This is a genomic window from Exiguobacterium sp. SH5S13, assembly GCF_004337085.1.
GTDB lineage: Bacteria > Bacillota > Bacilli > Exiguobacteriales > Exiguobacteriaceae > Exiguobacterium > Exiguobacterium aurantiacum_A.
Window position 1 is genome coordinate 25664 of record NZ_SJUS01000013.1, and the last position, 25714, is coordinate 51377.

Genomic DNA, 25714 nt, shown 5'->3' on the forward strand with positions numbered 1-25714 from the left:
GACCGGATCATGGTCCGACCGTTTTGCATGATTCATTTCAACGTTTACGACGTAAAACGAACAGTAAGCCAGCGATTCCTGCGATCAGTGCGAAGAACCCTACGAAATACCAGACAGGACGAGATGAGGTCACGGTATTTGTGTTCGCTCCGGCTGTCTCGACTTGGGTCGTGTCGCTATTCGTAAAGACGGCACCGTTTTGATTTTTTACGGCAACGTTGAACGTTTCACTCGGTAAGGCGAGCGTCTGAATGAGTGCTGGGTCGATGCGTTCAGTCGTCGCGATCACGACCATCGCCCGTTCGTCATTCCAAGGTGAAGGTTGAATCCAGGCGAATTCGTCAGATGTTTCCGGTACGAATCCGTATTGCGCCAAATCGACACGTTCATCCGCCGTGACGAGCCAGTCTGCCTTACGGTCACGCAAAATCGGCATCTCTTCTGGGTCACCGACGAATAGGACGGAGCGATCGTCTAGGAGCGATTCGTCGAGTTTGCCCGCCTGTACGAATTGGATCTGACCCGTCAACGGTGTTGCCGGGAGCTCGCCCATGACGTTCGATATATTCGTGAGCATCATTGAATCAATTTCATCTGGGACGACGACGACGACGCCACCGTCAGCCGAGAACAGGCTTGCTAAATTCAAGAACGCCTCGTTGCTGGCTTGGCTGTTGCTGGCCGGTAATCGAACCTGACTGTCGTCAGAAATGTAAAGCCAGCGATCCAAATCACTGTCGGTACAAGGGGCCTCGGTCCGCAAGCCATTCGCTTCGAATGATACATCGAGGAACGTCGTCCGTTTGAGCGTCGAGGCATCGACGGTGACGACATGTCGCTGCCAGTCATCCTCACTGTCCTCGGCGTTTAACGGGACGGTATGGGGGACACCGTTCACCCAAGCGATCAGTTCGGCGGCTGTACCGGCCTTGTCTGAACTGAACACGCTATCCGACACTTTGAACTGAAGGTCGAGTTCGACGGACGATGTGTCATCAAGCACCGGTAACGGATAGAAGTAGTTAGAACTTACAGTCTGTGTGCCCCTCAAGAAAAGATCGGACGCGCCAAGTGTCTGAAGCGAAATGACATCTGTCTGCGGTCGCTCGTTTGGTGCGCTCGATAGAACGAGGCGTTCGCCATCGAGTTGGAGCCGCTGGCGCTCAATCAACAAGTGATCAAGTGTTCCTTCGAACGCTGTCGTGTCTTGGGCGAGAACGAATAGCGCATCGACCGACGTCTCGTCATCAGTAATCGTAGCCCGTTCGAGCAACACTTCGTCGTCTTCGATAGCAAGGTCAAGCTGGGCGATGAGTTCACTGACGGAGTCTGTGAAGCCGTCAGCTTGTCCGACAAAGATGTATCGTCCATCAAGCGACTTGAGTTGACGCTCGTATTGAATTGAAACGTTGTCCGAGTCGGCAGCGTCTCCTTTCATTTGTCGATACAGCAACAAGCCCGCTTCGAGCGAATCGGTATCGGGTTGGTCAGGCAATACGATGGTCAAGCGGTCGTTGAACGTTTGGGTGAACGGGCTCGGATAGTCACTGAGCGACAAGTTCGCCGACTCGTTCCCGACCGAGACGAAGCTCGAGGAACGAATCGTGAGCCAGCTCCCAGACGTGTTGCCCGTGTCACACATCCTTCCACGCACGATGCCGGTGAAACGAACGGTCACTTCATGTGTCCCTTTCGTCAATTGATCGGCTCGGAGCGGTATGTTCAGGTTACCGTCGGCAGTATCTTTTGACAGCGCAACGGATTGTACCGGTTCCCCGTCGATTTCTACGGTGAGTGCTGACGGAGGAATCAACAAATTGGAATGAGCCCAGTCGAGTGAGAGGAGTTTATCGGAGCCGGTCGTCTCATCACTCAAAATCGTATACGTGTAAGTACGTGTCGAACTTTCGCCGGGCAAGACGTCATCGTTTAATGTCAGGCCCTGGTCCCCCGTCGAGCTCTTTCCTTCAATCGGGAGAGTTGACGTCAACGGTTCAGACGCTTGTACAGGGATGGCGGTCAGTAAAACGGAGGCTCCTAGCGCAAGACACAAATTTGTTTTCATATGCTTCATCCTTTCAACCGAATCGGTCTGTTTTATACCACTTTACTTCTTGATTGAAGAGTACTCGTTTCGTCTCGAGATAAAGGGAGTAAATGACAAGAATAATCCACAGCTGACTGTACGTAAAATACATAAAGATGACGGTGAAAAAGTTTTGAATATTGAATTCGGAGCGTTCGATACTGAGCGTCACGAATACCTCGGTGACGAACAATAAAAAAGCGAGCACCCAAAGGACGAGCGTGATATTCCCAACCTCGAGCCCGATGTCGACGAACAAATTGATGACGAATAGGCTGTTCGAGAGGATGACGCCAAAAAAGAATAAGAAGTACGTAAAAAAGAAGTAAAAGATATCAAAGATGATTTTTTTCTGCTTCAACGTGAACAGTTGTCTCATGAATTTCAAGACGACGTACTGGTTGCCGCGCGCCCAGCGTGTCCGTTGTTTCCACCATACTTTAAGCGTCTGCGGTTCTTGCTCCCACGTGACGGCGGCGGGGAAAAATCGGATGTGCCAGCCGAGCTCATACACGCGAATCGTCAACTCGGTATCTTCGGCGAGCGCTGATTCATCCCAGCCCCCGAGTTCTTCGATGATGTGGCGCCGGATGGCGAAGTTTGTCCCAGGAATCGTCGCAATATTGAACCATTTCCAACGGCCGGCTTGCGCCATCCATTGGAAGCAAATCGTCTCGATATTGATGAGCCGGGTGAGCAGTGTTTCATACGCATTGGTGACACGGAACTTGCCGACGACAGCACCAGCTTTCGGGTCGTTCATCAGCCCCATGACCAAATGGTACACACCGTCCTTTTCTGGTGTGTTGTCGGCATCATAGACGACGAGGACGTCACCGGACGATTGGGAAAATCCGTAGTTGAGTGCTGACGATTTGCCTTTGCCAGCAAACTCGGGTGTCGTTTTAACGACGTGAATGAACGGGAACTTGGCAGCGAACGTCTGGGCAATCTCGCCCGTCCGGTCTGACGAGTTGTCATTGATCAAGATGACCTCGAGCTTGTCTTTCGGATAGTCGATTCGAGACATCGCGCGAAGCGTCGCAGCGACTACGACTTCTTCGTTATGGGCCGGAATGAGCACGGACACCTTCGGCAGGTCGGTCATCTGTTTCGACCATTCCGGAATAGGGTCACGATACGTCATGAAATGCCAGAAACCGCCTTGCATTAAGAACATATGATAGAGGAGCATCGTCCAAATCATGATGAGTGAAAAGATGAATAGACCGTTCGCCATGATTATCCACGCTCCTTAAACAGACGTTTTTTGCGCTGACTGCGCAAGTAAATCGTATAGGTGAAAAAGGCAGTGACGGCAATGAGCGTGATCAGAGCAAGGATTGCGAGGGCACGTTCTAAAAATGAGCCGGGAACGAGAAACCGCAAACGTTCAAGCAAGGTGTTTCGGTCGTCCTGTAAGACGAACTCACCGTCGATAGCTTGAATCGAGATGTCATCCGTCGACACACGTTCTCCTGTCGTCCTCAGGTCAAGCCAGCTAAACCCTGGAGCCGACTCCATCAAATCGACGACTTCATCCAAATGTTCGGTTCCGATGTAAGGATGATAAAACGCGCCGATCATTGACTCGCGGACGAGCAGTACCTCGTCAAACGCGTGGCGCATCTCGTCAACCGGACGGGGGATATCTGGACGGACGTAACCGATCGTTTCAGGGTAGAGCGTCATACCATGCAAAAGTGTCGGTTTAGATACGTAAGGCGTCGCACTCATCGTTTGCCAGTTCGTGTTGCTCCATTGAACTTGCCCGAACACGTTCGTGAACTGCTTGGCAGTCAATGCATAGCCGGAATGGGACATCGTATAGTGTGGTGCTTCGAACCCGAGTGGATGTAACCCGAGCGAGACGAGTGAATGAATCGAATTCGTCAGTTTTGAACGGATATAGGTCGTCTCACCCTTAAGCAGCGCGTCACGATGCGACACATAAGCGCTTTCACTCGAGAAGGACTCGCGGCTTTTTAATATCGGGGGTGTCTCGTTCGAGGGAACGAGCACCGGCTGGTTGTTCTCGACGTCCCAAAATTCAAAACCTTCTCCAGTCTCGGAAGAACGGTATTGATGGGTGTATCCGTGTGCGAGTACGGTAGCCCCCCGAGCCTCGAGCTCTTGTAAGACCCGAACGAGTTCAGGACGCTCGGAAAACTGGATCGTCTGTCCGCTTTCAGCATCCGTATAAATTGGGATGACGGCAAGCAGGATCGGGACGCCTCGATCGAGTAAATAGGTACCGACCGACTCGACCAAGTCTGGGTCGGAGCTCGGGTTGATATCTTCGAGCCGCAAATATCCGACATGACCGGGCTTGGCTTCCACATCGAAAAAGTCAAACAAGCTGTCAGCAACAAACAGGTGAGTTCGGTTCAATAGATTATTGACACCGGCATAAAAGGTATCGTCTATTTGGACGAGCACAGGTGTCATCTGTTGATCGCGGATGAGGCTGGCGTGAACCAGCATGTCCTCGGTTCGTCGAATCGTCGTGACCACGTCCGTAAGTTCGAACGATACCGTCTCGCCCGTTCGCTCATGAAAAAATTTAGATGCGTCCGGGACACGGTTTAAGTCATATTGCTTGAACGCATCAAGCTGTTCGACATTGTGACCAATCGCATAGACCGGTACGTCTGTATCGTTGAGCAGGTCTCGTGCAGGCTCTGCGATTGTGGCGATCGACACACCATAGTAAAAAAGGTGGCTCGCGTGATCGGACGTATTCGCCATGACGTCGACGTCGCGGACAAGGCGAACGTCGTCTGTGAACTTAGAGACGAGGGCGTCTAACTTATGGACGTCTGGTGGCACGGTGACATCGGATGAACTGTAGACGATGACGACGGTCGTCGGCTCATCGGCATGGACGTACATGGGAAGCAATAACAACAGACAGGTCATCACGAGGATATTATAACGCATAGCTTTTCAACTCATTTCCAATTAGCGTCAAAATCTCGTCCGGTGTGTCTACAGCGATGTCTTCTGTCACCGTATAGTGGGCGATGTGATGGGTGAACGTGACCAGTTTACCTGACTCAGTCTCGTAGTCCCCAAGCATACGACGAAATCGATCGGTCAGAATCATCATATGCTCGTCAGAGGCGTCTGGTAAAATCAATGCGAACTCTTCCGTGTCGAGCCTGAATTTTTTATCGGTCGTCCGTGTCGATTGATAGAGCCGCTCACTGAAGTAAAGAAGGAACCGTTCATATTCACGCTGTCCGTACAGCTTTTTAAATTCCTTTAAATAATCGATTTTATAGAGGAAAACAGTGAAGGCCTCACTGTGCCGTTTCGTTCGATCCAACTCGAGCTGAAGTTCAAGGTTGAATCGGCCCCGATTATCGAATCCGGTCTCCGTATCGATGGCGACCAATTGCTTAACTTGTTCTTGTAAATCTCGATTGAGTGTATGCAGTGCTTTAATACGCTCATGGAGCAAACCGCTCAAGATGACGAGTCCGATTAAGGAAATACCGTAATAAAAGAGGGTCGCCTCGTCAAATAGGAGCGTATCGTCTTGAGGGCGGAAAAATAAATTCCAAAAGTAGAGGCTGCCGAAGCAAAATAAGATGGCCAATGATGTAAATAAACCTGCTCGCAGACCGGCGAACAGCGTCAATACCGTGGCAAACGCGACGAATAGCATGCTTTCGGTATGGACACGTCCCATCTCGGGCATGTACAGGATGAAAGCGATAGCGGCTAAGGTGAATACAGTAAGTTGTAAGCTAATGATGCTTGTCTTACGGAATAAGGCGTCCATCGAGAAGTCTCCCTTCAGCCAATAGCGGCAGTAGATTGTCAAAAGAATGGGTGTGTCGCGTCTTGACGTCAACATACCCGCCGTATAATGCGGCTGTTTCATCTTGGACAGCCAGACCTCGTAATCTTGTCATCACCTGTTCGGCGAATTCAGGCTCATCTCGCTCGAGTAAATAGAAGACAGCGAGCGCATATACGGCCTGAGATTCATAGTCGACTGTCGGTGCTTGTGTCTTGCGATCATAACGGCCATAAACCGGACCAGAGTCGAACACCATTTTGAAGAACTCATAAAAGCGGTCTGTCGGAAGGTCAAACTGTTCATACCTGAGCGCGACATACACCTGGTCAATCAGATTGAGTTCAGAGTCAAAACTGTACGTCCCATCGGTGATGGAATAAGCTTTCGCGAAAAAAGGTCCGTCAATCGGTGCGTCAAGCAAGAGGTTTTTACTGTTCGTGTAAAGTGTAGAGGCGGGGGCCATCCATTCAAGCGCAGCCTCATCTAAGTAGCTGAGCGTGATGACGTCCGAGGTCTCGTTCGTTTTCAAATCGACGTAGTCAACCGGAAGACCTTGCTTGGTTGCGACTGTCGTGAGCGGCACCGAGATACGGCTTGCCAACTCCGCATATTCCGGCTCGTCAAATGTCTGTGCAGCCTCATAGAGCGCGTGGACGATGCGGGCATCGTCAATCCAAGCGTTGACCGGACTTGCGACGAGCGCGTCGCCCGTTCGATCCAACTTCCAAGTAATCAAGTCTGATTCGTCAAGAAAATGGTCTGTCAGCACAGCGATTTGATCGGCGAACTCGTTCTCGCGTTTACGCTCGACTAAAAAGAGTAGATAGAGACCGATCGATTCAGATAAAAACTCGCTGTCACGATCCGTCATGTTCGTCCGCAACAGTCCCTCTGCCGTTAACAGATGGTCTCGGATGAATGTTTCGACGGGAAATTCACTGTCATAGTCTTGAGGCGGTTGTTTCGGCGGATCAATTGAGCATCCTGCTAAGGAAATCACACAGGAGAGGGCGAGAAGGATGTTGTTTCGCATAGAGTTCTCCTCAATAAATAGGTTTCTTTTATTAAGATATCGGATGCGTCTATCATTTGTTGATGGCTTTAGGAGAGGATGTGTGCAACATTGACATGCGAAGTTTAGGAGTACAAAGATAAATGTTAATTTAATAAAATATTCTCAATTCAGTGTATTAATGTCAAGGTGAATTATAAAATTAAGTGCAACACCTGGAACAGTATACAAAAAAGCCCATAGCGATGGCCTCGTATAGAATGAAGTTACGACAACAAACATTCGGAAGGATAAATCGCTATGAGCTACACCCATCTTACCACACACGAAAGCGTGAAAATAGATACATATCTCGATCTCGTCTTCATCATGGGGCTGATCGACGTACCGATTAGCGCTCCGCGAGCAAGGGAGGCGACGAAAGTTCACGCCGACACGAGGTCATTTCAGCATCGGTCTATCCATCGCTAGACGTGCTCGCACTAAGGGTTTGCCAAGATTAACGGAAGCCCATCCACCGGGCCGGAAGACCGCACACGAGGCATCCGAGGAGGAAGTGTTGCGCTTAATTTGACAAACCAGTCGTCAACTAAAAACCTGTAAGATCATGATCCACATCCAAGACTTCGGAACCTGTCAGCAATAAGAGACGTATATGAATCAATCCAATTACTCATGAGGAGCTGACTTATGAAACGCGAACAACATATCCGCCGCCTCGTCGACTATGCACGGCAAGGCAAAGCAAAAGCGATTATGATCGGAGCCGGTTCCATCTTCCTGACGAGCACGTTCCTGCGAACGGACGACCTCTCGCAACCGCTCCTCATCGGACTCGGTTTCCTCGGCGTCGTCCCGCTGCTCGTGCGTGAATGGAAACTCGGGACAATCCGGAGTACGTTCAACGATGACGCGACGTATCAACGGCTCATCCGCTTCCCGTTTTGGCTGACGCTGTTTGGCCTCCTTGTCTTGTACGCGTTGCTTGGGTGGTTTGAAACCGGCTCGCCGGGGACGTCGTTCTTTCTAGCGCTCGGTGTCCTGTTGCTTGGCATGTTCGGCCTTCAACGCGCCTTCGACCGCGTCATCTTAAAACTCGAACCCGACTATATCACCGACCGCGAACTGCAGCGCGAACTGAACTGATCGACCGTCTCCTCGCGAGGCGGTCTTTTTTTAGGTCCAAGTTCCTAAAAAGACAAAGAACGAAACGGAACGGCAACATGACATGATGTTGCGAAAAAATGATAAATGATTCCCTCCGATTGTCAAGATGAACAGGGAAAGAACGTATTACGGTAGGCTCATGCCTTATTTCTGTTGTCCATTTTGTCTATAAGGAGGGAAACATTCATGAATCAGCAAACGACGATCGTCGGTGATCTCGTCGAGGTACTTAAGAAAAGCAAGTGGTTACTCGTACCGTTCATCCTGCTCGGCGGGCTCGCTGCTTATTATGTAAGCACGGCGTTCATCCAACCGACGTACGAGGCCTCGACGCAAGTGCTCTTAGTGACCGAACAAGAAGGCGACCGCGTCGACAGCTCGGAAGTGCTCTCGTCGCTCTCGCTCGTCAATACGTACCGGGTCATCATGAAGAGCCCGGCCATCTTGAACGAAGTGACAGAGCGCGTCCCGAACGCGCCAGACCCGATCAGTGACGCGCTCACGGTCGAGAGTGAGGAAGAGTCGCAAGTCATCAGCGTCGTCATCACCCATACGGACGCGACGGTGGCGGCCGAGACGGCGAACGTCATCAGCGAAGTGTTCGCGGACGAGATCCCGGACTTGATGAACATCGACAACGTCCGCATCTTGTCACCGGCTGAAGTGCCGCTCAACCCGGTGTCGCCGAACATTCTCGTCAATACAATGATCGGTATGTTCGTCGGCTTGTTCTTCGGCGGGCTGATCGGTCTCTTACGCTACGTGTTCGACAAACGGATCCAAAACGAACAAGAGGCGGAACGGCTGTTAGACCTTCCCGTCATCGGATCGGTGCCGGTCATCGAACGGCGTGACATGAAACCGAAAAAAATAAAAACGAACACCCCTAAAGGGAAAGGAGAGGCCCCTCATGTTTCTGAGAAAAAAGAACGACAATCTTCCTGATTACGGGCAGCGTGATTTGATCACGCTCGCCAATCCGAAGTCGCCGATCTCGGAGCAGTATCGGACGATCCGGACGAACCTCGAGTTCACGTCGATCGGTCAGAAGCTACAGATGATCAACGTCACATCGGCCTCGACCGGGGAAGGGAAGTCGACGACCGCCGCGAACCTCGCCGTCGTCTATGCGCAGCTCGGAAAGCGCGTCCTCCTCATCGACTGTGACCTTCGTAAACCGACGGCGCAGTTCACGTTCAACCTCTCGTCCCAAGCCGGGCTATCGACGATTCTCGTCGGTCGGATCTCGCTCGAGCGGGCCATCCAACAGACGGGCGTCGAGCGGTTGTCGCTCCTCACCGCCGGACCGATCCCGCCGAATCCGACCGAGCTCGTCGCTTCTGACCAGATGGTCGAACTGCTCGACGAGGTGCGTCGGCAATACGATATCGTCATCCTCGACGCACCGCCGATGATGCAAGTGGCGGACGCCCGTCTGCTCGCAAAAATTGCCGACGGCACGATCCTTGTCATCGGCTGCGAGAATTCGGAGCGCCAACTCGTCGTGAAAGCGAAAGAACAGCTCGATCGGACCGGGACGCATATGCTCGGCCTCGTCTTGAACAAGCGGAAGAGCAGACGGCATAAGTATTACGCGTACGAGTGAGGTGGCGACGATGAAGATTCTCCATATTAACGCGATCAACGACGTGAAGAGCACCGGACGAATCTGTAAAGAACTCGCATCTGTCCATCACGACTGCGGACACGAGACACGTGTCGCCCATTCGACGGGACCGGTCACCGAGGCGAGTTACGTCATCGGCGATCCCGTAGACGTGAAGCTGCACGCGCTGCACGCCCGCATCACCGGACGGCAAGGCTACGCCTCACGATTTGCGACGGAGAATTTGGTCCGTGACATCGAGCGCTACGCTCCGGACGTCGTCCATCTCCATAACTTGCATGCCAACTACGTTCATCTCAGGACGTTGTTCGAATACTTGGCCACACGCGACATCCCGACCGTTTTGACGCTCCATGACTGCTGGTTCTTCACCGGCAAATGTACGCATTACACGACGGCCGGGTGCAACAAGTGGCAACGCGGTTGCGGCGACTGCCCGCAACTTCGGGACGATATCCCGAGCTGGCTGTTCGACCGGACGAGTGAGATGCTCGACGACAAACGTCGCTGGTTGACGGCGATCCCGCGCCTCGCCGTCGTCGGGGTCTCCGACTGGATCACGACCGAGGCGCGCTTTTCATTCCTCCGACACGCTGCTGTATTGCGCCGGATTCATAACTGGGTCGACCTCGACGTGTTTCGTCCGGTCGACGCGACCGAGCTCAGGGCACGGCTTCAGTTGGCCGACAAGATGGTGCTGCTCGGTGTCGCGAGCACGTGGAGTGAGGCTAAAGGGCTCGGTGCTTTCCTCGACCTCGCGGCGGCACGTCCGAACGACGCATTTCTCTTGATCGGCCGGCTTGACGACACAGAACTCCCGGCCAACGTCATCCACGTCAACGAGACGAACGACTCCCGTGAGCTCGCCCGCTACTACGCGCTCGCCGACGTGTTCCTCAACTTATCGGAACAGGAGTCGTTCGGCAACGTCACGGTCGAGGCGATGGCGTGCGGGACGCCGGTGCTCGTCTTGGACGCGACCGCGAGCCCGGAACTCGTCACCGACGATACGGGTGTCATCGTCGCGACACGGGGACTCACCGATTTGAATTACGGGATCGAGCGCATCTTTGCCCGCGGCAAACGGTCGTACAAAGACGCGTGCGTCACCCATGCCCGGACGAACTTTGCGCTCCGTGACCGCGCCATCGACTACTTGGACGTCTATGCGGCGCTCCGACACGAGAAAGTGAGGAATATTCTATGAAACCACTCGTCTCGATCATCATCCCGGTGTACAACGGGAGCAACTATTTGGCCGAATGTATCGACAGCGCCCTGGCCCAGACGTATACGCACATCGAAATCATCGTCGTCAACGACGGCTCGACCGACGGAGGGAAGACGGCCGCCGTCGCCAAAACCTACGGCGACCGGATCCGTTACATCGAGCAAGTGAACGGCGGCGTCTCGAGCGCGCTCAACCGTGGGATCGACGAGATGCGCGGTGACTTCTTCTCTTGGCTCAGCCACGACGACTTGTACGCCCCGCGGAAGATCGAGGCGCAGCTCGAGACGCTCGAGCGGGAAAGACTCGACCCGTCGCGGACGATCCTCGTCACCGGCACCCGCTTCATCGACGAACACGGGGCCCCGATCCGGCGTTACCAGCGCAAGTTCACCGGGTTGTATGAAGCGGGTGATATGTTCCGTCACTTGATGCTGACGTCGAGCCTGAACGGTTGTGCGCTCCTCATCCCACGCGAGGCGTTCGCAGCGCGTCGCTTCTCCGAGGAGGACCGGTTCATCCAAGATTGGATATGTTGGATCGGGTTCGCGCTTGAAGGGTTTGACTACTATTTGACGGATGAGCCGCTCGTTCTGTCCCGGATTCACGGGGCCCAACAGACGAAAAAGATTGCCCACCGTGCCGAACTCGAATCGGACCGCTATCTCAGCCAGTTACTCCTTGACGTCGAGCGCCGTCCGGACGCGGGTACGCTCATCCCGATCATCTTGCGCCATACGTTCAAAGAAGACGCGGCGGCGGTGCGTGAAGCGTATCTCGCGACCCGGGACGTGCGTGACTATTTCAGTCCGTTCGAACATGGGCGTCTGCGGTTCAACGGACTTTTGATCTCGAACTTGCTGTCGCTCTATCGCGGCGTCACGAACCTCATCTATCGTTAGAAAAGAGGCGACCTCATGACCATCTATCTCGTCAACATCGCACTGCTCGTCCTCTGGGCGATGCTACTCATGCGTTCTGACACGACTTACAGGCGCGGTTGGTTCGTGACGTTCGCGACCGTCCAGTGGATCGTCTTGTCGGGATTTCGTCACATCTCGGTCGGGGACGACACGGCGCAATACGGATCGCTTTTTCTCGCGACGAAGCCGCTGCCGCTCGACGCGCTGACGCAGGACTTCTTTACCCTCGTCTTCACCGAGAGCGAGGACCCGGGCTATTATTTGTTCCAACGGCTCACCCAGTTCGTCATCTCGGACTATCAACTGTATCTCGTCTTGATCGCCGTCATCTTCATGGTGCCGCTCGGTTACTTCATCTATAAATATTCGAGCGAGCCGCTCATCAGCTTTTTGATCTTCTCGGTCTTGTTTTATGAATTTTTCGCCGTGACGGGGTTACGCCAGACGGTGGCGACGGCGCTCGTCGTCCTCATCGGTTATCACTTCGTCCGGGCCCGCAAGCTCCTACTGTTTCTCGTCCTCGTGCTCGTCGCCATGACGATCCATAAGTCGGCGCTCGTGTTCTTGCCGTTTTATTTCTTGGCGAACCGGCAACTGACGAAAGCGTACATTCTCGGCATGCTCGGCTTCATCGCCGCCTTGTTCGTGTTTCGGGGCCCGTTCTTTGAGATGTTGGTGACGTTATCTGGCTACGACACGTATGACTACATGAATGGGGCGGGTGCGATCAACTTCAGCGCCATGCTCCTGTTCGTCCTGCTCGTCGCCTTATGGCGGCGCGATGAGATCTTGGCGAACAACCCGTCGGCGACGCATTACTTTAACGCGTTGTTCCTCGCGGCATGCTTCTTGCCGCTCACGTTCATCAACCCGTCGATGATGCGGCTCGTCCAGTACTTCACGCTGTTCTTGATTCTGATGATCCCGGAGATCCTCAAGACGTTCGAGCGGCGCGAACGATTGCTCGTCTATTACGCGGCGGTGACGCTGTTAGTCTTGTTGTTCCTGCAGGACGCACCGGTGTATACGTTCTTCTGGCAGTAAGGAAGAGAGGTGGAAACACATGTCGACACGCGTCGAGCCCGATGAGGCCGCGAGCACGCGCAAAATCAAATACGGGGCAGCGATGTCGTATACACAAATCTTTTTCGGCATCTTGTCCGGATTGATCTATACGCCGTGGATGATCCAGGAGATCGGTCAAGCGAACTACGGGCTCTACATGCTCACCATCTCGCTGATCAGCATGTTCGCGATGGACTTCGGGCTCGACGCGGCCGTATCCCGGTTCATGAGCAAATACATGGCCGAAGGGGACGAGGATAAGGCGGCACGCTTCCTCGGCGTCGCCTATAAACTGTTCACCGTCATCGGCTTCGTCTTGTTCGTCATCCTCGCGGTCGTCTATTTCTTTCTCGACTCGGTATACGCGGGGCTGACCGCGGCCGAGCTCGACAAGTTGAAAGTCCTGTACGTCGTCGCCGGTCTGTTCATCGTCATGTCATTCCCGGCGAAACCGTTCACGGGCATCCTTGTCTCACACGAGTACTTCTTGTTCTCGAGCGCGCTCCAGTTAACAGAAAAGATTGCGACCGTCGTCCTCATGGTGACGGCGCTCATCCTCGGCTACGGGCTGTATGCGCTCGTCCTCGTCACCGCGTTCGTCGGCACGCTCGTGCTCATCATCGAATACATCTTTATCCACCGGAAGACGACGGTCCGCGCAAACTTCCGTGAACGCGACAAAGGAATTTATAAAGACATCTTCGGCTTCATGACATGGAGCACGGTCACGCTCGTCGCCCAGCGCTTCATCCTCAACATCACGCCGAGCCTGCTCGGGATGCTCGCCGGAAGTGCCTCGATCGCCTTGTTCTCGGTCGGGATGGTCATCGAAGGGTACGTCTGGACGATCGCGTCGGCGCTCGGTTTCTTGTTCTTGCCGAAAGTGAGCCGGATGCTCACGCGTGACGACAGGGGAGGAATCGCCGTCTTGTTCGTCCGGATCGGCCGCATCCAGCTCTATATCGTCGGATTGATCGTCCTGTCATTCTTCGTCCTCGGGCAAGAGTTCATGCGGCTCTGGGTCGGCGAGGCGTTTCACGATTCGTATTACGTCGCGCTCCTCCTCATCGCCCCGAGCCTCATCACATTGACACAAGACATCGGCAACACGACGCTCATCGCCGAGAACAAAGTGAAGTATCGGGCGTATGGCGCACTCATCGTCGCCTGTATCAGCATCACGTTATCTCCGCTCCTCATCCCGATTTACGGACCGATCGGGGCGGCTGTCGCCATCTGTATCGGCAATATCGTCGGGCTCGTCTTCTATATGAACTTCGTCTACAGCCGCATCCTCAAACTCGACATCGGGCTATTTTTCCGGTCATGCCACGTGAGGATTCTTCCGGCGCTCGCGCTCTATACGGTCATCGGCTGGGGCATCCAACAGCTGTTCCCGGCGTCGAACCTGTTCACCTTCGCCTTGAAAGGGGGCGTGCTCGTCGTCCTCTATGGCATCATCATGTGGTTCCTCGCGTTTGATGACAGCGAGAAAGCACTCGTCCATCAAGTGTTTGCCCAAGTGAAGATCCGCATCCTATCCATCCACCATACTTCTTAGGAGGGAACGTTATGAATCGACTCAAAGTGATGACCATCGTCGGCACGCGCCCGGAAATCATCCGTCTCTCGGCCGTCATCGCCAAGCTCGAGGCGTCGGAGGCGATCGAACACATCCTCGTCCACACCGGACAAAACTACGACTACGAGTTGAATGAGATCTTTTTCGAAGACTTCGGTCTGCGCACACCGGACTACATTCTCGACGCCTCCGCGGACGGGCCGATGGCGACGATCGGCAACATCTTGATCGCGGTCGATCCGGTGCTCAAGGCGGAACGACCGGACGCCGTCCTCATTCTCGGCGATACGAACAGCTGCCTCGCCGCCATCGCCGTCAAACGCCATAAAATCCCAATCTTCCACATGGAGGCAGGGAACCGCTGTTTTGACGAACGGGTGCCGGAAGAGACGAACCGCCGCATCGTCGACCATATCGCCGATGTCAATTTGACGTACAGCGACATCGCCCGCGAGTATCTTCTAAAAGAAGGGCTCCCGTCCGACCGCGTCATCAAGACGGGCAGTCCGATGTTCGAGGTGCTCACGCGCCAGCGAGACAAAATCGACCGCTCGGACGTGCTCGACCGGCTCGGTCTGACGGCAGGCGGCTACTTCGTCGTCTCCGCGCATCGGGACGAGAACATTAGTGCGGATGAGAACTTCTTCGATCTCGTCGACACGTTGAATGCGATCGCCGAGACGTACGACCTCCCGCTCATCATCAGCACGCACCCGCGCACCGCCAACCGGATTCGCGAGACCGGGGTGACGCTGCACCCGAATATCCGCACGCTCAAGCCGCTCGGGTTCAGCGACTACGTCCACTTGCAACTTCATGCGAAAGCGGTGCTCAGTGACAGCGGGACGATCAGCGAGGAGAGTTCGATCCTCGGGCTGAAAGGCTTAAACATCCGCCAAGCGCACGAGCGGCCCGAGGCGATGGAAGAAGGGGCGGCGATGATGGTCGGCTTGAAACGCGACCGCGTCCTCCAGGCGCTCCGCGTGTTAGAGGAGACGGATACGCCGATGCGACTCGTTTCCGACTACGCGATGCCGAACGTGTCCGATAAAGTGCTCCGCATCTTGTTGTCGTACACGGATTATGTGATGCGTGAAGTGTGGAAACAGACGCCGGGGAGTCCGCTCAAGAGGGAGGTGTGAGGGATGCGCTATTTGAATCAAAAGCGGAAACTCGACATCGTCTTGAGTTCGCTCGCACTATTTTTGCTCGCACCGTTGCTCGTGTTGCTCGCGATTTTGATCAAACTCGACTCGAAAGGACCGGTCCTGTTCAAACAGCAGCGCGTCGGTCAGGACGAGACGTTGTTTTGGATCTATAAGTTCCGGACGATGCGGGACGACACGCCGAAAGACGTGCCGACCCACATGTTCGCCGACCCGACGAAACACATCACGCCGATCGGTAGCGTCCTCAGGAAGACGAGCCTCGACGAACTTCCGCAACTCGTCAACATTTTAAAAGGCGACATGGCGCTCGTCGGTCCGCGGCCGGCGCTGTGGAATCAGACCGACTTGATCGAGGCGAGACGCGCGGAAGGCGTCGCCCCGGTCAAACCAGGCCTGACCGGTTGGGCGCAAGTGAAAGGACGCGATGAGCTCCCGATCGAGGTGAAGGCGAAGTTTGACGGGGATTACGTCCGGCACATGGGTCACCGTCTCGACCTCGTCTGTATCTTGTTGACGGTCCGAAACGTCCTCCTGCGTAAAGGCATCATCGAAGGGCAGGTCGAACCGCCGACCGTCCCGTTGAAAGAAAAAGAGATGACACATGTTGCGAAAAAATGATAGGAGTTTCCCTTCTATTACCAATTCATTTCAAATTTGGCGGGTAAAAGACTTCATACACAACCTCCTGACCTCTCAGACAATGCACCTCAGAAAGGAGACTCGATCATGTTTTCGAATAAGACTTTGCTCATCACCGGCGGGACCGGCTCGTTCGGCAACGCCGTCATGGAACGGTTTCTCCATACGGACATTAAAGAGATCCGTATCTTCTCACGTGACGAGAAAAAACAAGAAGACATCCGCAAACGCTACAACGATGACAAACTGAAATTTTACATCGGTGACGTGCGCGATTCGAATAGCGTCAAGAACGCGATGTACGGCGTCGATTACGTGTTCCACGCCGCGGCGCTCAAACAAGTCCCATCGTGCGAATTTTTCCCGATCGAAGCCGTCAAGACGAACATCCTCGGCACCGAGAACGTCTTGAACGCTGCCGTCGATGCCGGTGTCGCCAAAGTGATCTGCCTGTCGACCGACAAGGCGGCCTATCCGATCAACGCGATGGGCATCTCGAAAGCGATGATGGAAAAAGTGTTCGTCGCCAAGGCACGCGCCGTCGGTCCGGACAAGACGCTCATCTGCGGCACCCGTTACGGTAACGTCATGGCGTCCCGCGGATCGGTCATCCCGCTCTTCGTCGAACAGATCAAAAACGGGGAACCGCTCACCGTGACCGACCCGCTCATGACCCGGTTCTTGATGAGTCTCAGTGACGCGGTCGAGCTCGTCGTCTTCGCCTTCAATTATGCGCACGCGGGCGACATCATGGTCCAAAAATCACCGGCTTCGACGATTGGTGACCTCGCCGAGGCGCTCAAACAATTGTTCCAAGTCGACAATCCGGTCAAAGTCATCGGCACCCGGCACGGCGAGAAGACGTTCGAGACGCTCATGACACGTGAAGAACATGTCCTCGCTGAAGATATGGGCGGTTTCTTCCGTGTCCCGGCTGACAACCGTGACCTCAACTACGACAAATATTTCAGTGAAGGCAGCAGGGAGCTGACGGTCCAAGGCGAGTACAACTCGAACAACACCGAACAGCTCGGCGTCGAAGACGTGAAACGGCTGCTGTTGACGCTGCCCTACATTCAAGCAGAACTCGCAGCTTGGCACGTGCCGAGCTCGACGAAGCGGATCGGGTGAGGTGAATCTGATGAAACAACGACTCGTCTTCATCACGAACATCGCCGCCCCGTATCAAGTCAAATTCTGCTACGCGCTCCAAGAACATTTCGATACCGAGTTTTGGTTTTATGACCAATTGACCGCCCGACGTCCCGACTGGTGGAAAGTCCCGCTCGGCGACCGCTGTAAAGTGCTCAAAAGCAACTACTTCGCCGGACCATTGAACTATGTGTCACTCCAAGTGTTCCAAGAACTTGCCCGCTTCAAACCGGACATCATTCTCGTCGCCGGCTTCACACCGCTGCACTCGCTCATCTTGAAGCTCGCGAAACGGAAAGGCAGCAAAGTCGTCGTCTTGAGCGAACCGATCCGCGACGTGTCGGGTGAGGATAACGCCTCGGACAAGCTGCTCGAACAAGCGAACGCGAAATGGAAGACGCGGATCATCCACACGATGTTCCGTGACGCCGACCTGATCTTCGGAATGGGGCAGGTCGCCCGCGACCAATTCGTCCGCGAGTTCGGATTCATGGAAGAACAAGTCGTCAACGCCCCGTACCCGATCGATATTGACGCCTATTTCGACCATCCGCTCCGTGTGAAGCGCCGAGGTGACCCGGTCCGGATCTTGTTCGCGAACCGGCTCATCGACCGCTACCAACCGCTCGTCGCCCTAGAAGCTTACCGGGCCTTGAAACGAGACTATCCGAACCTGTCGCTCGCGTTGAACCGGGACGGACACTTGTACGAGGCGTGTCGTGACTACATCAAGGAGCATGACCTCGAAGGCGTGACGTTCTTGGATGAAATCGACGCCTGGGACAATATGCATCTCGTCTATCGTGACTCGGACATCTTAGTCTTGCCGGCGACCTATTCGAACGGCAACTTGACGATCATCGAGGCGTGCGCGTCCGGGATGGGCGTCATCGTCAGCCGTCAAGTCGACAACGTCTCGGGGCATTTGACGGAAGGGGAGAACTGTTTCAAATGTGAGCCGACCGCTACGTCGCTCGAGGCGTCACTCCGGAACTACCTGGAAGCACCGGAACGGCTCGCGACGCATGGCGCCCTGTCAAAACAAAGCGTCGAGAATCGTCGCAACCGTGCGACCGCGGCGACGTATCGCCAACTGTTCACGCAAGCTCACATCATTTGACGCCAAAGGAGACCAACGACATGGTGAAGCTCATGCTGTTAGGAGGAGCGATGCATCAAACGCCCGTCATTTTAAAGGCGAAAGAGAAAGGGATCTTCACGATCCTGTGCGATTTCTTGCCGGACAATCCGGGGCGAAACGTCGCTGACCGTTATTACTGCGTCAGTACACTCGACCGCGAACGCGTGCTCGAAGTGGCACGCGAGGAACAGATTGACGGGATCATCGCTTACGCGTCAGACCCGGCCGCTCGCACTGCGGCTTACGTCGGCGAAGCGCTCGGGCTCGTCACGAACCCGTTCCAGACGGTCGAGACGTTGACGAATAAAGTCAAGTTCCGCGCCTTCTTGAAAGCGAACGGCTTCCCGACACCTGAGGCATACGCCTTCACCGAATTCGAAACGGCCGTTTTGGCACTGTCGACGCTGCGTGGGACGTACGTCGTCAAACCAGCCGACTCGTCGGGGAGCAAAGGGATTAGCCGCATCACCTCGTCGGATACGCCCAGGAGGATTCGCGAAAAGCTAGCCGCCGCCTTCAAGGTGTCACCGGGCGGGGAAATCGTCGTCGAACAGTTCGTCAAACGTGACGGCTATCAAGTCGCCGGAGACGGGTTCGTCGTCGACGGGAAACTCGTCTTTCGTTGTTTCGGTAACAGCCATTTCAACGTGAAAGGCGTCAACCCGTTCGCGCCCATCGCTGCGAGCTTCCCGAGCGTCCAACCGGACCGCGTCCAAGCGAAAGTCCACGCCACGCTTCAACGCATGATCACGAAAGTCGGGCTGAAGAACGGTCCGCTCAACTTCGACATTTTCGTCAGTAAAGGTGCCGTCTACTTGATGGACATCGGCCCCCGTAACGGCGGCAACTATATCCCGCAGATCATCGAACAGGCGACCGGCGTCGACATGGTGAGCGCGACGATCGACCTCGCGCTCGGACGACCGGTCGAACTGGAAATGAAACGTGTCACGACGCCGTCGAGTTACTTCATGCTCGGCAGCCAAGTACCAGGCCGTTTTATCGGACTCACGTTCGCATCCAAAGGGTACACGATCGTCAAATCGAATTTGGCCTACGCGATCGGTTCGGATATCCCGCGCTTCGAAGGGGCGAACAAAGCACTCGGCAGTCTCATCCTTCGGTTTGAAGACGTGCCGACGATGCTCCGCTTGCTCGATCATCCGGACAAATGGGTGACGCTTCACGTCACGCCGGCTACTCAACAGAAGGAGGGATTGTCATGGATATCGTCGTCACCGGAGCAAGCGGCTTTTTAGGAAAACACCTCACGCACGCACTTGAACAGGATGGGCACAACGTCCTTAAAGTCACGCGGGAGACACACTTCGCTGAACGGAGCCGGATGCTCCGAGCGGCCGACTTCGTCTTCCATCTCGCCGGCGTCAACAGGCCGGAAGACCCGCACGAATTCATCACCGGTAACGTCGATTTGACCGAGGTCATCGCGACGGAGCTGTTGTCATACAACCCGGTCCCGATTGTGTTCGCCTCGTCGATCCAGGCGACGCAAGACAACGACTACGGCCGCAGCAAGCGTGACGCGGAAAACGTGCTCGTCGTCTACAGCGAACGCTCTGGGACACGGGTCCACTTGTTCCGCTTGCCGAACGTGTTCGGGAAGTGGGGGCGCCCGTTTTATAACAGCGCCGTCACGACGTTCTGTCATCAGATCTCGCGCGGCGAGACGGTCACGGTGAACGACCCTGAGCGGTTGCTCACGCTCGCCCACGTCGATGATGTCGTCGCCTCGTTTCTTGACACGTTGACGACGGACGTCGCGCTCTATCCGACGGTTCCGTCGCATGAGATCTCCCTGCTCGACGTCGTCCGTACGCTCGAGGCGTTCGAGACGATGCGGGCGGCGCACAGCGTGCCGGACTTGTCGGACGCGTTCACGAAACAGCTGTATAGCACGTACACGAGTTACTTGCCGAGAGAGCGGATGGTGACTCCGCTCCTGATGCACCGCGACGCGCGCGGCTCGTTCACCGAGTTCTTGAAGACGCCGGACCGGGGGCAAGTGTCCGTCAACGTCGCCAAGCCCGGCATCAAAAAAGGGGAACATTGGCACGACACAAAGCATGAGCAATTCCTCGTCGTCAGCGGAGAAGGTGTCATCCGGCTCCGGTTGGTCGACGACACGGAAGTCATGACGTTCCATGTGAGCGGGGAAACGCTCGAAGTCGTCGAGATCCCGCCTGGATACGTCCACAATATCGAGAACGTCGGCACGACCGACCTCGTCACCATCATGTGGGTGAACGAACCGTTCGACCCGGGCCAGCCCGACACGTACTCAGGCACCGTCGCCCGAGCTGAAACCGAAGTGCTGTGAGGAGGAAACGCGATGATCATGGTCAGTATCAACTGCATCACCTATAACCATGAGGCGTATATCGGTCAGACGATCGAAGGATTCCTCATGCAGGAGACGGATTTCGACTTCGAGATCCTCATTCATGAGGATGCGTCGACGGACCGGACGGCCGAGATCGTCCGAAGTTACGAACGTCTTCACCCCGACAAGATCCGGGTCATTTATCAGACGGAGAACCAGTACTCAAAAGGCGTGTTCGTCAACTTGTTGAACGAAGAGCGGGCCCGCGGCAAATACGTCGCCCTCTGTGACGGTGACGACTACTGGACCGACCCGCACAAGCTGCAAAAGCAAGTCGACTACATGGAAGCAAATCCCGACTGCACGCTTTGCTTCCACGACGCCTACGTCGAGACGGACGACACGTTGCATACGGATTGGCGCGTCATTCCATGGATGCCTGAGAACCGGAAGTATGCGTCGTTTGAAGCACGGACGTACAACGCCGGTGAGCTGCAACTGCTCGGGTTCATCCCGACGATGTCGATGTTGTACCGAAACGGGCTGATCCTGGACGGGCCGGACTGGTTGAGCGATGCGCCGGCAAAAGACGGGGCGATGAAACTGTACGTCGCGAGTCATGGCTACGCCTACTATATGCCCGAGGTGATGAGCGTCTATCGATATGGCGTCGCAGGATCGGCGACGACGATCTGGAACGAAGGGAACCTCGAGCGGGATATCGCGCGTCACGAGGCGTTCATCCGCTTTATCGATACGTTCGATGCGTATTCAAACGGACAGTATCAGCAGGAGATGGAACTTTCTCGCATCTCGTTCGAGGTCGGGCTGCACCGGCTGAGACGAGACTATGCCGCTTTAAAGTCACCACGATACGATCGCTACCTTGACCGTTTCGTCGGGAAAGAGCGGATTCGTCCTTACTTGATGGTGCGGCATCCGATCGTCACCGAACTGTTGATTCGGCTTCGGTCGCGGCAACTGATATAAGGGGGTCGTAAACTTGAAACTGGCAATCATGCAACCTTACTATTTTCCATACCTCGGCTACTTCCAACTCATGGCCGCGGTCGACACGTTCGTCATCCTTGACGATGTCCAGTTCATTAAAGGGGGCTGGATCCATCGCAACACGATCCTGCTCGAGGGTAAAACGAAGCCGATTTTAATGCCGGTCGAGCACATGTCCCAATTGCGTTTGATCAATGAGCATGACCGTGTGCTTGATTCGAAGCAGCGGCACTCCCAGTTACGTCTCATCCGTCACGCCTATCAGCACGCGCCACACTTTGCGGACGTCATGCCGATGGTCGAGCGGATCATGAAAGACGAGGAGCGGAACGTCGCCGCGTACTTAGGGCGTCTCTTGAGTGAGGTGCGTGACTATGTCGGACTCGACACATCAATCCTCTATTCGTCGGAGCTCACGAACAACAAAAATGCGAAATGTGAGCATCTCGTTTTATCCATCTGTGAACATTTAGATGCGGACCATTACATCAACGCGATCGGGGGCACGGCCTTATACGATAAAGCGATGTTCGCCGAAGCCGGGGTCGCGCTCGACTTCATTAAGATGGACCCGGTCACATACCGGCAATTCAATGAACCGTTCACACCGAACTTGTCGATCATCGATGTGCTCATGTTCAACTCGAAACCGAAAGTCCGCGAGCTGCTGAACGCCTACACGCTAACTTGACTTAATAGAAGGAGAGGGACTAGATGAACTTACCGAAACACGATCTGTCGCCGCCGATCCCCGTGACACGTCCGGCGATGCCTGAGTTCGAGGCGTACGTCGAGATGATCCGGCCGCTCTGGGACAGCCGCTGGCTCAGCAATCGCGGCGAACACGTCCGCGCACTCGAAGAAGAATTGACGGAAGTGCTCGGTACAGAGCACGTCTCGCTCCTGACGAACGGACATTTGGCGCTCGAGACGGCGATCGACGTCCTCGGCCTCTCGGGCGAGGTCATCACGACACCGTTCACGTTCGCCTCGACGACGCATGCGCTCGTCCGAAAAGGACTGACACCGGTCTTTTGTGACATCAATCCGCTCGACTATACGCTAGATGTCTCGCAGCTCGAGTCGCTCATCACCGACAAGACGTCGGCCATCCTTCCGGTGCACGTGTACGGCAACGTTTGCCACGTCGACGAGATTGACCGCATCGCCAAACGGCACGGGTTGAAAGTGCTGTACGATGCGGCCCATGCGTTCGGGGTCACGTATCAAGGACGGAGCATCGCCACATATGGAGACATGAGCATGTTCAGTTTCCATGCGACGAAAGTATTCCATACGATCGAGGGCGGTGCGCTCGCCTACAATGAGGCGAGTTTTCACGCCGCCATCGAACAGGCCGTCAACTTTGGCATCACCGGACCCGAAGCGGTCGAATCGGTCGGGGGCAACGCCAAGATGAACGAGTTCCAGGCGGCGATGGGGCGCTGTAACTTGCCGCGGTTCGAGCACGACGTCATGAAACGGCGCGCCATCGTCGAACGCTATGATGAACGGCTCAGGGGAATCCCGACGATTCGCTTGAACCGCCGAGGCGACGACACCGTCTCGAACTACGCCTACTACCCGGTGCTGTTCAAAGGTGACCGGCGCCACCGCGACGAGATGATGGCTTGGCTCGCCGAGCACGGCATCTTCGCCCGGAAGTACTTTTATCCGCTCGTCACCGATTTTAGTTGTTACGCGTTCGACGCCCACATGCCGAACGCGAAATATGTATCAGACCGCATCTTGACGCTGCCGCTCTATCCGGACATGACGCTCGAGATGGTCGACCGGATTTGCGACTTGATTATTGAAGGAGGGAACCGGACATGAAAGGAATCATTTTAGCAGGCGGTAATGGGACACGGCTCTATCCGATGACGAAAGCCGTCTCGAAACAGTTGCTCCCGATTTACGACAAGCCGCTCATCTACTATCCGATGTCGGTCTTGATGCTCGCTGGGATCCAAGACATTCTGCTCATCTCGACACCGAAAGACATCAATGGCTATGAGCGGTTGTTCGGGGATGGACATCAGCTCGGGTTGTCGATCACGTATAAAGTGCAAGACAAACCGGTCGGTCTCGCCGACGCCTTCATCCTCGGTGCGGACTTCATCGGCGACGACTCGGTCTGCCTCATCCTCGGTGATAACGTCTTTTATGGACAGGATTTGACGCAATTCTTACGTGACGCGAAACAACGCGAGACGGGGGCGACCGTGTTCGGATATCCGGTCAAGGACCCACGCGCGTTCGGTGTCGTCGAGTTCGATGATAATCGCCGCGTCATCTCGATCGAAGAGAAACCGGCGCAGCCGAAGTCGAACTATGCCGTGCCTGGTCTCTACTTCTATGACAACCGTGTCGTCGAGTACGCCAAACAAGTCCAGCCGTCCCCGCGCGGCGAGCTCGAGATCACATCGATCAACCAGATGTACCTCGAGGCCGGTGATTTGAACGTCGTCTTGTTCCGACGCGGGATGGCGTGGCTCGATACGGGGACGCCGGAAGGGATGATCAAGGCGTCGGTGTTCGTCCAGACGGTGCAGGAGCGGCAAGGTTACTATATCGCCTGTCTCGAGGAGATCGCCTGGCGCCGCGGGTTCATCACGTCGACCGAGCTCCGCGATATCGGCCAAACGTTAAAGATGACGGATTACGGGCAGTATATCCTATCACTTCTTGAAGAGGAGCGTGTCGAGCATGAAGACTTTACTCGTAACTGGCGGAGCCGGGTTCATCGGATCAAACTTCATAAAGATGCTTCTGGAAAACGAGCAGTGGCGTATCGTCAACCTTGACGCGCTCACGTACGCCGGTAACCTCGAGACGCTACAAGACATCGACGACCCGCGTTACGTGTTCGTCAAAGGTGACATCCGGGACCGCGAGACGGTCGAACGCGTGTTTGCGACGTATGACGTGACGCGCGTCATCCACTTCGCGGCCGAGTCGCACGTCGACCGGAGCATCGTCGAACCGGACGTGTTCTTGACGACGAACGTACTCGGGACACAAGTACTGTTAGACGCGGCGAAGCGGCACTGGAATTTACGTCCTGACGATAAACACTCACGTGACTATTCGGAAGGCGTCAAATTCGTCCACGTCTCGACCGACGAGGTGTACGGGACGCTCGGGCCAGACGGGTTCTTCACCGAGACGACCCCGCTCGCCCCGAACAGTCCGTACTCGGCCTCGAAAGCGAGCTCCGACTTCATCGTCCGGGCCTATCACGAGACGTACGGCCTCCCGGTCAATATTACGCGTTGCAGCAACAATTACGGGCCATACCAATTCCCTGAGAAGCTGATCCCGCTCATGATCCAACGCGCCGAGCGCGGGGAGACGCTCCCGGTGTACGGTGACGGTCAACAGATCCGTGACTGGCTCCACGTCAAAGACCATTGCGTGGCGATTTGGACGGTCGCTGAGCGCGGACGCGACGGCGACGTGTATAACATCGGCGGCAACAATGAACAAGCGAACGTGACGATCGTCCGCTTAATTTTAGAACTGCTCGGTAAAGATGACTCCCAGATCACATTCGTCGCCGATCGTCCCGGGCATGACCGCCGCTACGCGATCGACAACACGAAGATCACGACCGAGCTCGGATGGCGTCCGGCCTACACGTTCGACCAAGGCTTGCGGGAGACGGTCGACTGGTACGTCACGCATCCTGACTGGGTCGACCACATCGTTTCCGGGGATTATGCACACTACTACGACAAGATGTACGCGAAAGGGTGACGGG

Annotated in this window: 23 protein-coding genes; 18 read left to right on the forward strand and 5 right to left on the reverse strand. The window is 55.1% G+C overall.

Going from position 1 to position 25714, the window contains the following annotated elements; all coding sequences use genetic code 11:
* Nucleotides 1-37: 37 nt before the first annotated feature.
* From EVJ30_RS08315 to EVJ30_RS15150, 5 genes are read right to left on the reverse strand one after another with little or no spacing between them, the layout of a single operon-like run.
* A complete protein-coding gene (locus tag EVJ30_RS08315; RefSeq protein WP_131468705.1) occupies nt 38-2065 on the reverse strand; it encodes a cellulose biosynthesis cyclic di-GMP-binding regulatory protein BcsB in 2028 nt (675 codons plus the stop codon).
* A 13-nt stretch (nt 2066-2078) separates the two neighbouring features.
* The gene (locus EVJ30_RS08320) at nt 2079-3326 is read right to left on the reverse strand and encodes a glycosyltransferase family 2 protein (RefSeq protein ID WP_131468707.1); all 1248 of its coding nucleotides are present in this window, start codon (nt 3324-3326) and stop codon (nt 2079-2081) included.
* A gap of 2 nt (nt 3327-3328) precedes the next feature.
* Entirely contained in the window at nt 3329-5026 is a 1698-nt protein-coding gene (locus EVJ30_RS08325) for a DUF2334 domain-containing protein (protein WP_131468709.1), read from the reverse strand.
* Nucleotides 5016-5873, reverse strand: a complete 858-nt coding sequence (locus EVJ30_RS08330; RefSeq protein WP_161568827.1) for a diguanylate cyclase domain-containing protein — start codon at nt 5871-5873, stop codon at nt 5016-5018. Before EVJ30_RS08330 ends, EVJ30_RS08325 begins: the two co-directional genes overlap by 11 nt.
* Nucleotides 5854-6927 carry a hypothetical protein gene (locus tag EVJ30_RS15150; protein WP_161568828.1) on the reverse strand — a complete coding sequence of 358 codons (1074 nt, stop codon included), beginning with the start codon at nt 6925-6927 and terminating at the stop codon, nt 5854-5856. The genes EVJ30_RS08330 and EVJ30_RS15150 overlap by 20 nt, the downstream gene beginning before the upstream one ends.
* Nucleotides 6928-7596: 669 nt before the next feature.
* Between EVJ30_RS15150 and EVJ30_RS08335 the strand changes: the two genes are divergently transcribed.
* From EVJ30_RS08335 to rfbB, 18 genes are all read left to right on the forward strand, one after another.
* Nucleotides 7597-8052, forward strand: a complete 456-nt coding sequence (locus EVJ30_RS08335) for a hypothetical protein (RefSeq protein WP_070328439.1) — start codon at nt 7597-7599, stop codon at nt 8050-8052.
* Between the two features lie 207 nt (nt 8053-8259).
* Nucleotides 8260-9018 carry a YveK family protein gene (locus EVJ30_RS08340; RefSeq protein WP_131468713.1) on the forward strand — a complete coding sequence of 253 codons (759 nt, stop codon included), beginning with the start codon at nt 8260-8262 and terminating at the stop codon, nt 9016-9018.
* Nucleotides 8984-9679 carry a CpsD/CapB family tyrosine-protein kinase gene (locus EVJ30_RS08345; protein WP_131456362.1) on the forward strand — a complete coding sequence of 232 codons (696 nt, stop codon included), beginning with the start codon at nt 8984-8986 and terminating at the stop codon, nt 9677-9679. The genes EVJ30_RS08340 and EVJ30_RS08345 overlap by 35 nt, the downstream gene beginning before the upstream one ends.
* 10 nt (nt 9680-9689) lie before the next feature.
* Nucleotides 9690-10907: a glycosyltransferase gene (locus EVJ30_RS08350; RefSeq protein WP_201739070.1), complete on the forward strand. Its 1218-nt coding sequence runs from the start codon at nt 9690-9692 to the stop codon at nt 10905-10907.
* Complete coding sequence (locus EVJ30_RS08355) at nt 10904-11830, forward strand: glycosyltransferase family 2 protein (RefSeq protein ID WP_131468717.1); 927 nt, start codon at nt 10904-10906, stop codon at nt 11828-11830. The genes EVJ30_RS08350 and EVJ30_RS08355 overlap by 4 nt, the downstream gene beginning before the upstream one ends.
* A gap of 15 nt (nt 11831-11845) precedes the next feature.
* A complete protein-coding gene (locus tag EVJ30_RS08360) occupies nt 11846-12895 on the forward strand; it encodes an EpsG family protein (protein ID WP_131468719.1) in 1050 nt (349 codons plus the stop codon).
* Between the two features lie 19 nt (nt 12896-12914).
* Complete coding sequence (locus EVJ30_RS08365) at nt 12915-14477, forward strand: oligosaccharide flippase family protein (RefSeq protein ID WP_131456370.1); 1563 nt, start codon at nt 12915-12917, stop codon at nt 14475-14477.
* Nucleotides 14478-14488: 11 nt separating this feature from the next.
* Nucleotides 14489-15640, forward strand: a complete 1152-nt coding sequence (wecB, locus tag EVJ30_RS08370) for a non-hydrolyzing UDP-N-acetylglucosamine 2-epimerase (protein ID WP_131468721.1) — start codon at nt 14489-14491, stop codon at nt 15638-15640.
* A 3-nt stretch (nt 15641-15643) separates the two neighbouring features.
* On the forward strand, nt 15644-16285 hold the full coding sequence (locus EVJ30_RS08375) for a sugar transferase (protein ID WP_131468723.1): 642 nt from the start codon (nt 15644-15646) through the stop codon (nt 16283-16285).
* Between the two features lie 108 nt (nt 16286-16393).
* The gene (locus EVJ30_RS08380) at nt 16394-17437 is read left to right on the forward strand and encodes a polysaccharide biosynthesis protein (RefSeq protein WP_131438962.1); all 1044 of its coding nucleotides are present in this window, start codon (nt 16394-16396) and stop codon (nt 17435-17437) included.
* Between the two features lie 10 nt (nt 17438-17447).
* Entirely contained in the window at nt 17448-18578 is a 1131-nt protein-coding gene (locus EVJ30_RS08385) for a glycosyltransferase family 4 protein (RefSeq protein ID WP_131468725.1), read from the forward strand.
* A gap of 20 nt (nt 18579-18598) precedes the next feature.
* Complete coding sequence (locus EVJ30_RS08390; RefSeq protein WP_131468728.1) at nt 18599-19858, forward strand: ATP-grasp domain-containing protein; 1260 nt, start codon at nt 18599-18601, stop codon at nt 19856-19858.
* Nucleotides 19822-20937: a polysaccharide biosynthesis C-terminal domain-containing protein gene (locus tag EVJ30_RS08395; RefSeq protein WP_131468732.1), complete on the forward strand. Its 1116-nt coding sequence runs from the start codon at nt 19822-19824 to the stop codon at nt 20935-20937. Before EVJ30_RS08390 ends, EVJ30_RS08395 begins: the two co-directional genes overlap by 37 nt.
* 12 nt (nt 20938-20949) lie before the next feature.
* The gene (locus tag EVJ30_RS08400) at nt 20950-21930 is read left to right on the forward strand and encodes a glycosyltransferase family 2 protein (RefSeq protein ID WP_131468734.1); all 981 of its coding nucleotides are present in this window, start codon (nt 20950-20952) and stop codon (nt 21928-21930) included.
* Between the two features lie 13 nt (nt 21931-21943).
* Complete coding sequence (locus tag EVJ30_RS08405) at nt 21944-22642, forward strand: WbqC family protein (protein WP_236636056.1); 699 nt, start codon at nt 21944-21946, stop codon at nt 22640-22642.
* Between the two features lie 23 nt (nt 22643-22665).
* Entirely contained in the window at nt 22666-23787 is a 1122-nt protein-coding gene (locus EVJ30_RS08410; protein WP_131456383.1) for a DegT/DnrJ/EryC1/StrS family aminotransferase, read from the forward strand.
* Entirely contained in the window at nt 23784-24758 is a 975-nt protein-coding gene (gene rfbA / locus EVJ30_RS08415; protein ID WP_070328455.1) for a glucose-1-phosphate thymidylyltransferase RfbA, read from the forward strand. Before EVJ30_RS08410 ends, rfbA begins: the two co-directional genes overlap by 4 nt.
* The gene (gene rfbB, locus EVJ30_RS08420) at nt 24661-25710 is read left to right on the forward strand and encodes a dTDP-glucose 4,6-dehydratase (protein ID WP_131468736.1); all 1050 of its coding nucleotides are present in this window, start codon (nt 24661-24663) and stop codon (nt 25708-25710) included. The genes rfbA and rfbB overlap by 98 nt, the downstream gene beginning before the upstream one ends.
* Nucleotides 25711-25714: the final 4 nt, after the last annotated feature.

Coding starts and splice junctions, on each gene's coding strand:
- EVJ30_RS08315 (WP_131468705.1), bottom strand. CDS start 2,065: ATGAAAACAAATTTGTGTCTTGCGCTAGGAGCCTCCGTTTTACTGACC.
- EVJ30_RS08320 (WP_131468707.1), bottom strand. CDS start 3,326: ATGGCGAACGGTCTATTCATCTTTTCACTCATCATGATTTGGACGATG.
- EVJ30_RS08325 (WP_131468709.1), bottom strand. CDS start 5,026: ATGCGTTATAATATCCTCGTGATGACCTGTCTGTTGTTATTGCTTCCC.
- EVJ30_RS08330 (WP_161568827.1), bottom strand. CDS start 5,873: ATGGACGCCTTATTCCGTAAGACAAGCATCATTAGCTTACAACTTACT.
- EVJ30_RS15150 (WP_161568828.1), bottom strand. CDS start 6,927: ATGCGAAACAACATCCTTCTCGCCCTCTCCTGTGTGATTTCCTTAGCA.
- EVJ30_RS08335 (WP_070328439.1), top strand. CDS start 7,597: ATGAAACGCGAACAACATATCCGCCGCCTCGTCGACTATGCACGGCAA.
- EVJ30_RS08340 (WP_131468713.1), top strand. CDS start 8,260: ATGAATCAGCAAACGACGATCGTCGGTGATCTCGTCGAGGTACTTAAG.
- EVJ30_RS08345 (WP_131456362.1), top strand. CDS start 8,984: ATGTTTCTGAGAAAAAAGAACGACAATCTTCCTGATTACGGGCAGCGT.
- EVJ30_RS08350 (WP_201739070.1), top strand. CDS start 9,690: ATGAAGATTCTCCATATTAACGCGATCAACGACGTGAAGAGCACCGGA.
- EVJ30_RS08355 (WP_131468717.1), top strand. CDS start 10,904: ATGAAACCACTCGTCTCGATCATCATCCCGGTGTACAACGGGAGCAAC.
- EVJ30_RS08360 (WP_131468719.1), top strand. CDS start 11,846: ATGACCATCTATCTCGTCAACATCGCACTGCTCGTCCTCTGGGCGATG.
- EVJ30_RS08365 (WP_131456370.1), top strand. CDS start 12,915: ATGTCGACACGCGTCGAGCCCGATGAGGCCGCGAGCACGCGCAAAATC.
- wecB (WP_131468721.1), top strand. CDS start 14,489: ATGAATCGACTCAAAGTGATGACCATCGTCGGCACGCGCCCGGAAATC.
- EVJ30_RS08375 (WP_131468723.1), top strand. CDS start 15,644: ATGCGCTATTTGAATCAAAAGCGGAAACTCGACATCGTCTTGAGTTCG.
- EVJ30_RS08380 (WP_131438962.1), top strand. CDS start 16,394: ATGTTTTCGAATAAGACTTTGCTCATCACCGGCGGGACCGGCTCGTTC.
- EVJ30_RS08385 (WP_131468725.1), top strand. CDS start 17,448: ATGAAACAACGACTCGTCTTCATCACGAACATCGCCGCCCCGTATCAA.
- EVJ30_RS08390 (WP_131468728.1), top strand. CDS start 18,599: ATGGTGAAGCTCATGCTGTTAGGAGGAGCGATGCATCAAACGCCCGTC.
- EVJ30_RS08395 (WP_131468732.1), top strand. CDS start 19,822: ATGGATATCGTCGTCACCGGAGCAAGCGGCTTTTTAGGAAAACACCTC.
- EVJ30_RS08400 (WP_131468734.1), top strand. CDS start 20,950: ATGATCATGGTCAGTATCAACTGCATCACCTATAACCATGAGGCGTAT.
- EVJ30_RS08410 (WP_131456383.1), top strand. CDS start 22,666: ATGAACTTACCGAAACACGATCTGTCGCCGCCGATCCCCGTGACACGT.
- rfbA (WP_070328455.1), top strand. CDS start 23,784: ATGAAAGGAATCATTTTAGCAGGCGGTAATGGGACACGGCTCTATCCG.
- rfbB (WP_131468736.1), top strand. CDS start 24,661: ATGAAGACTTTACTCGTAACTGGCGGAGCCGGGTTCATCGGATCAAAC.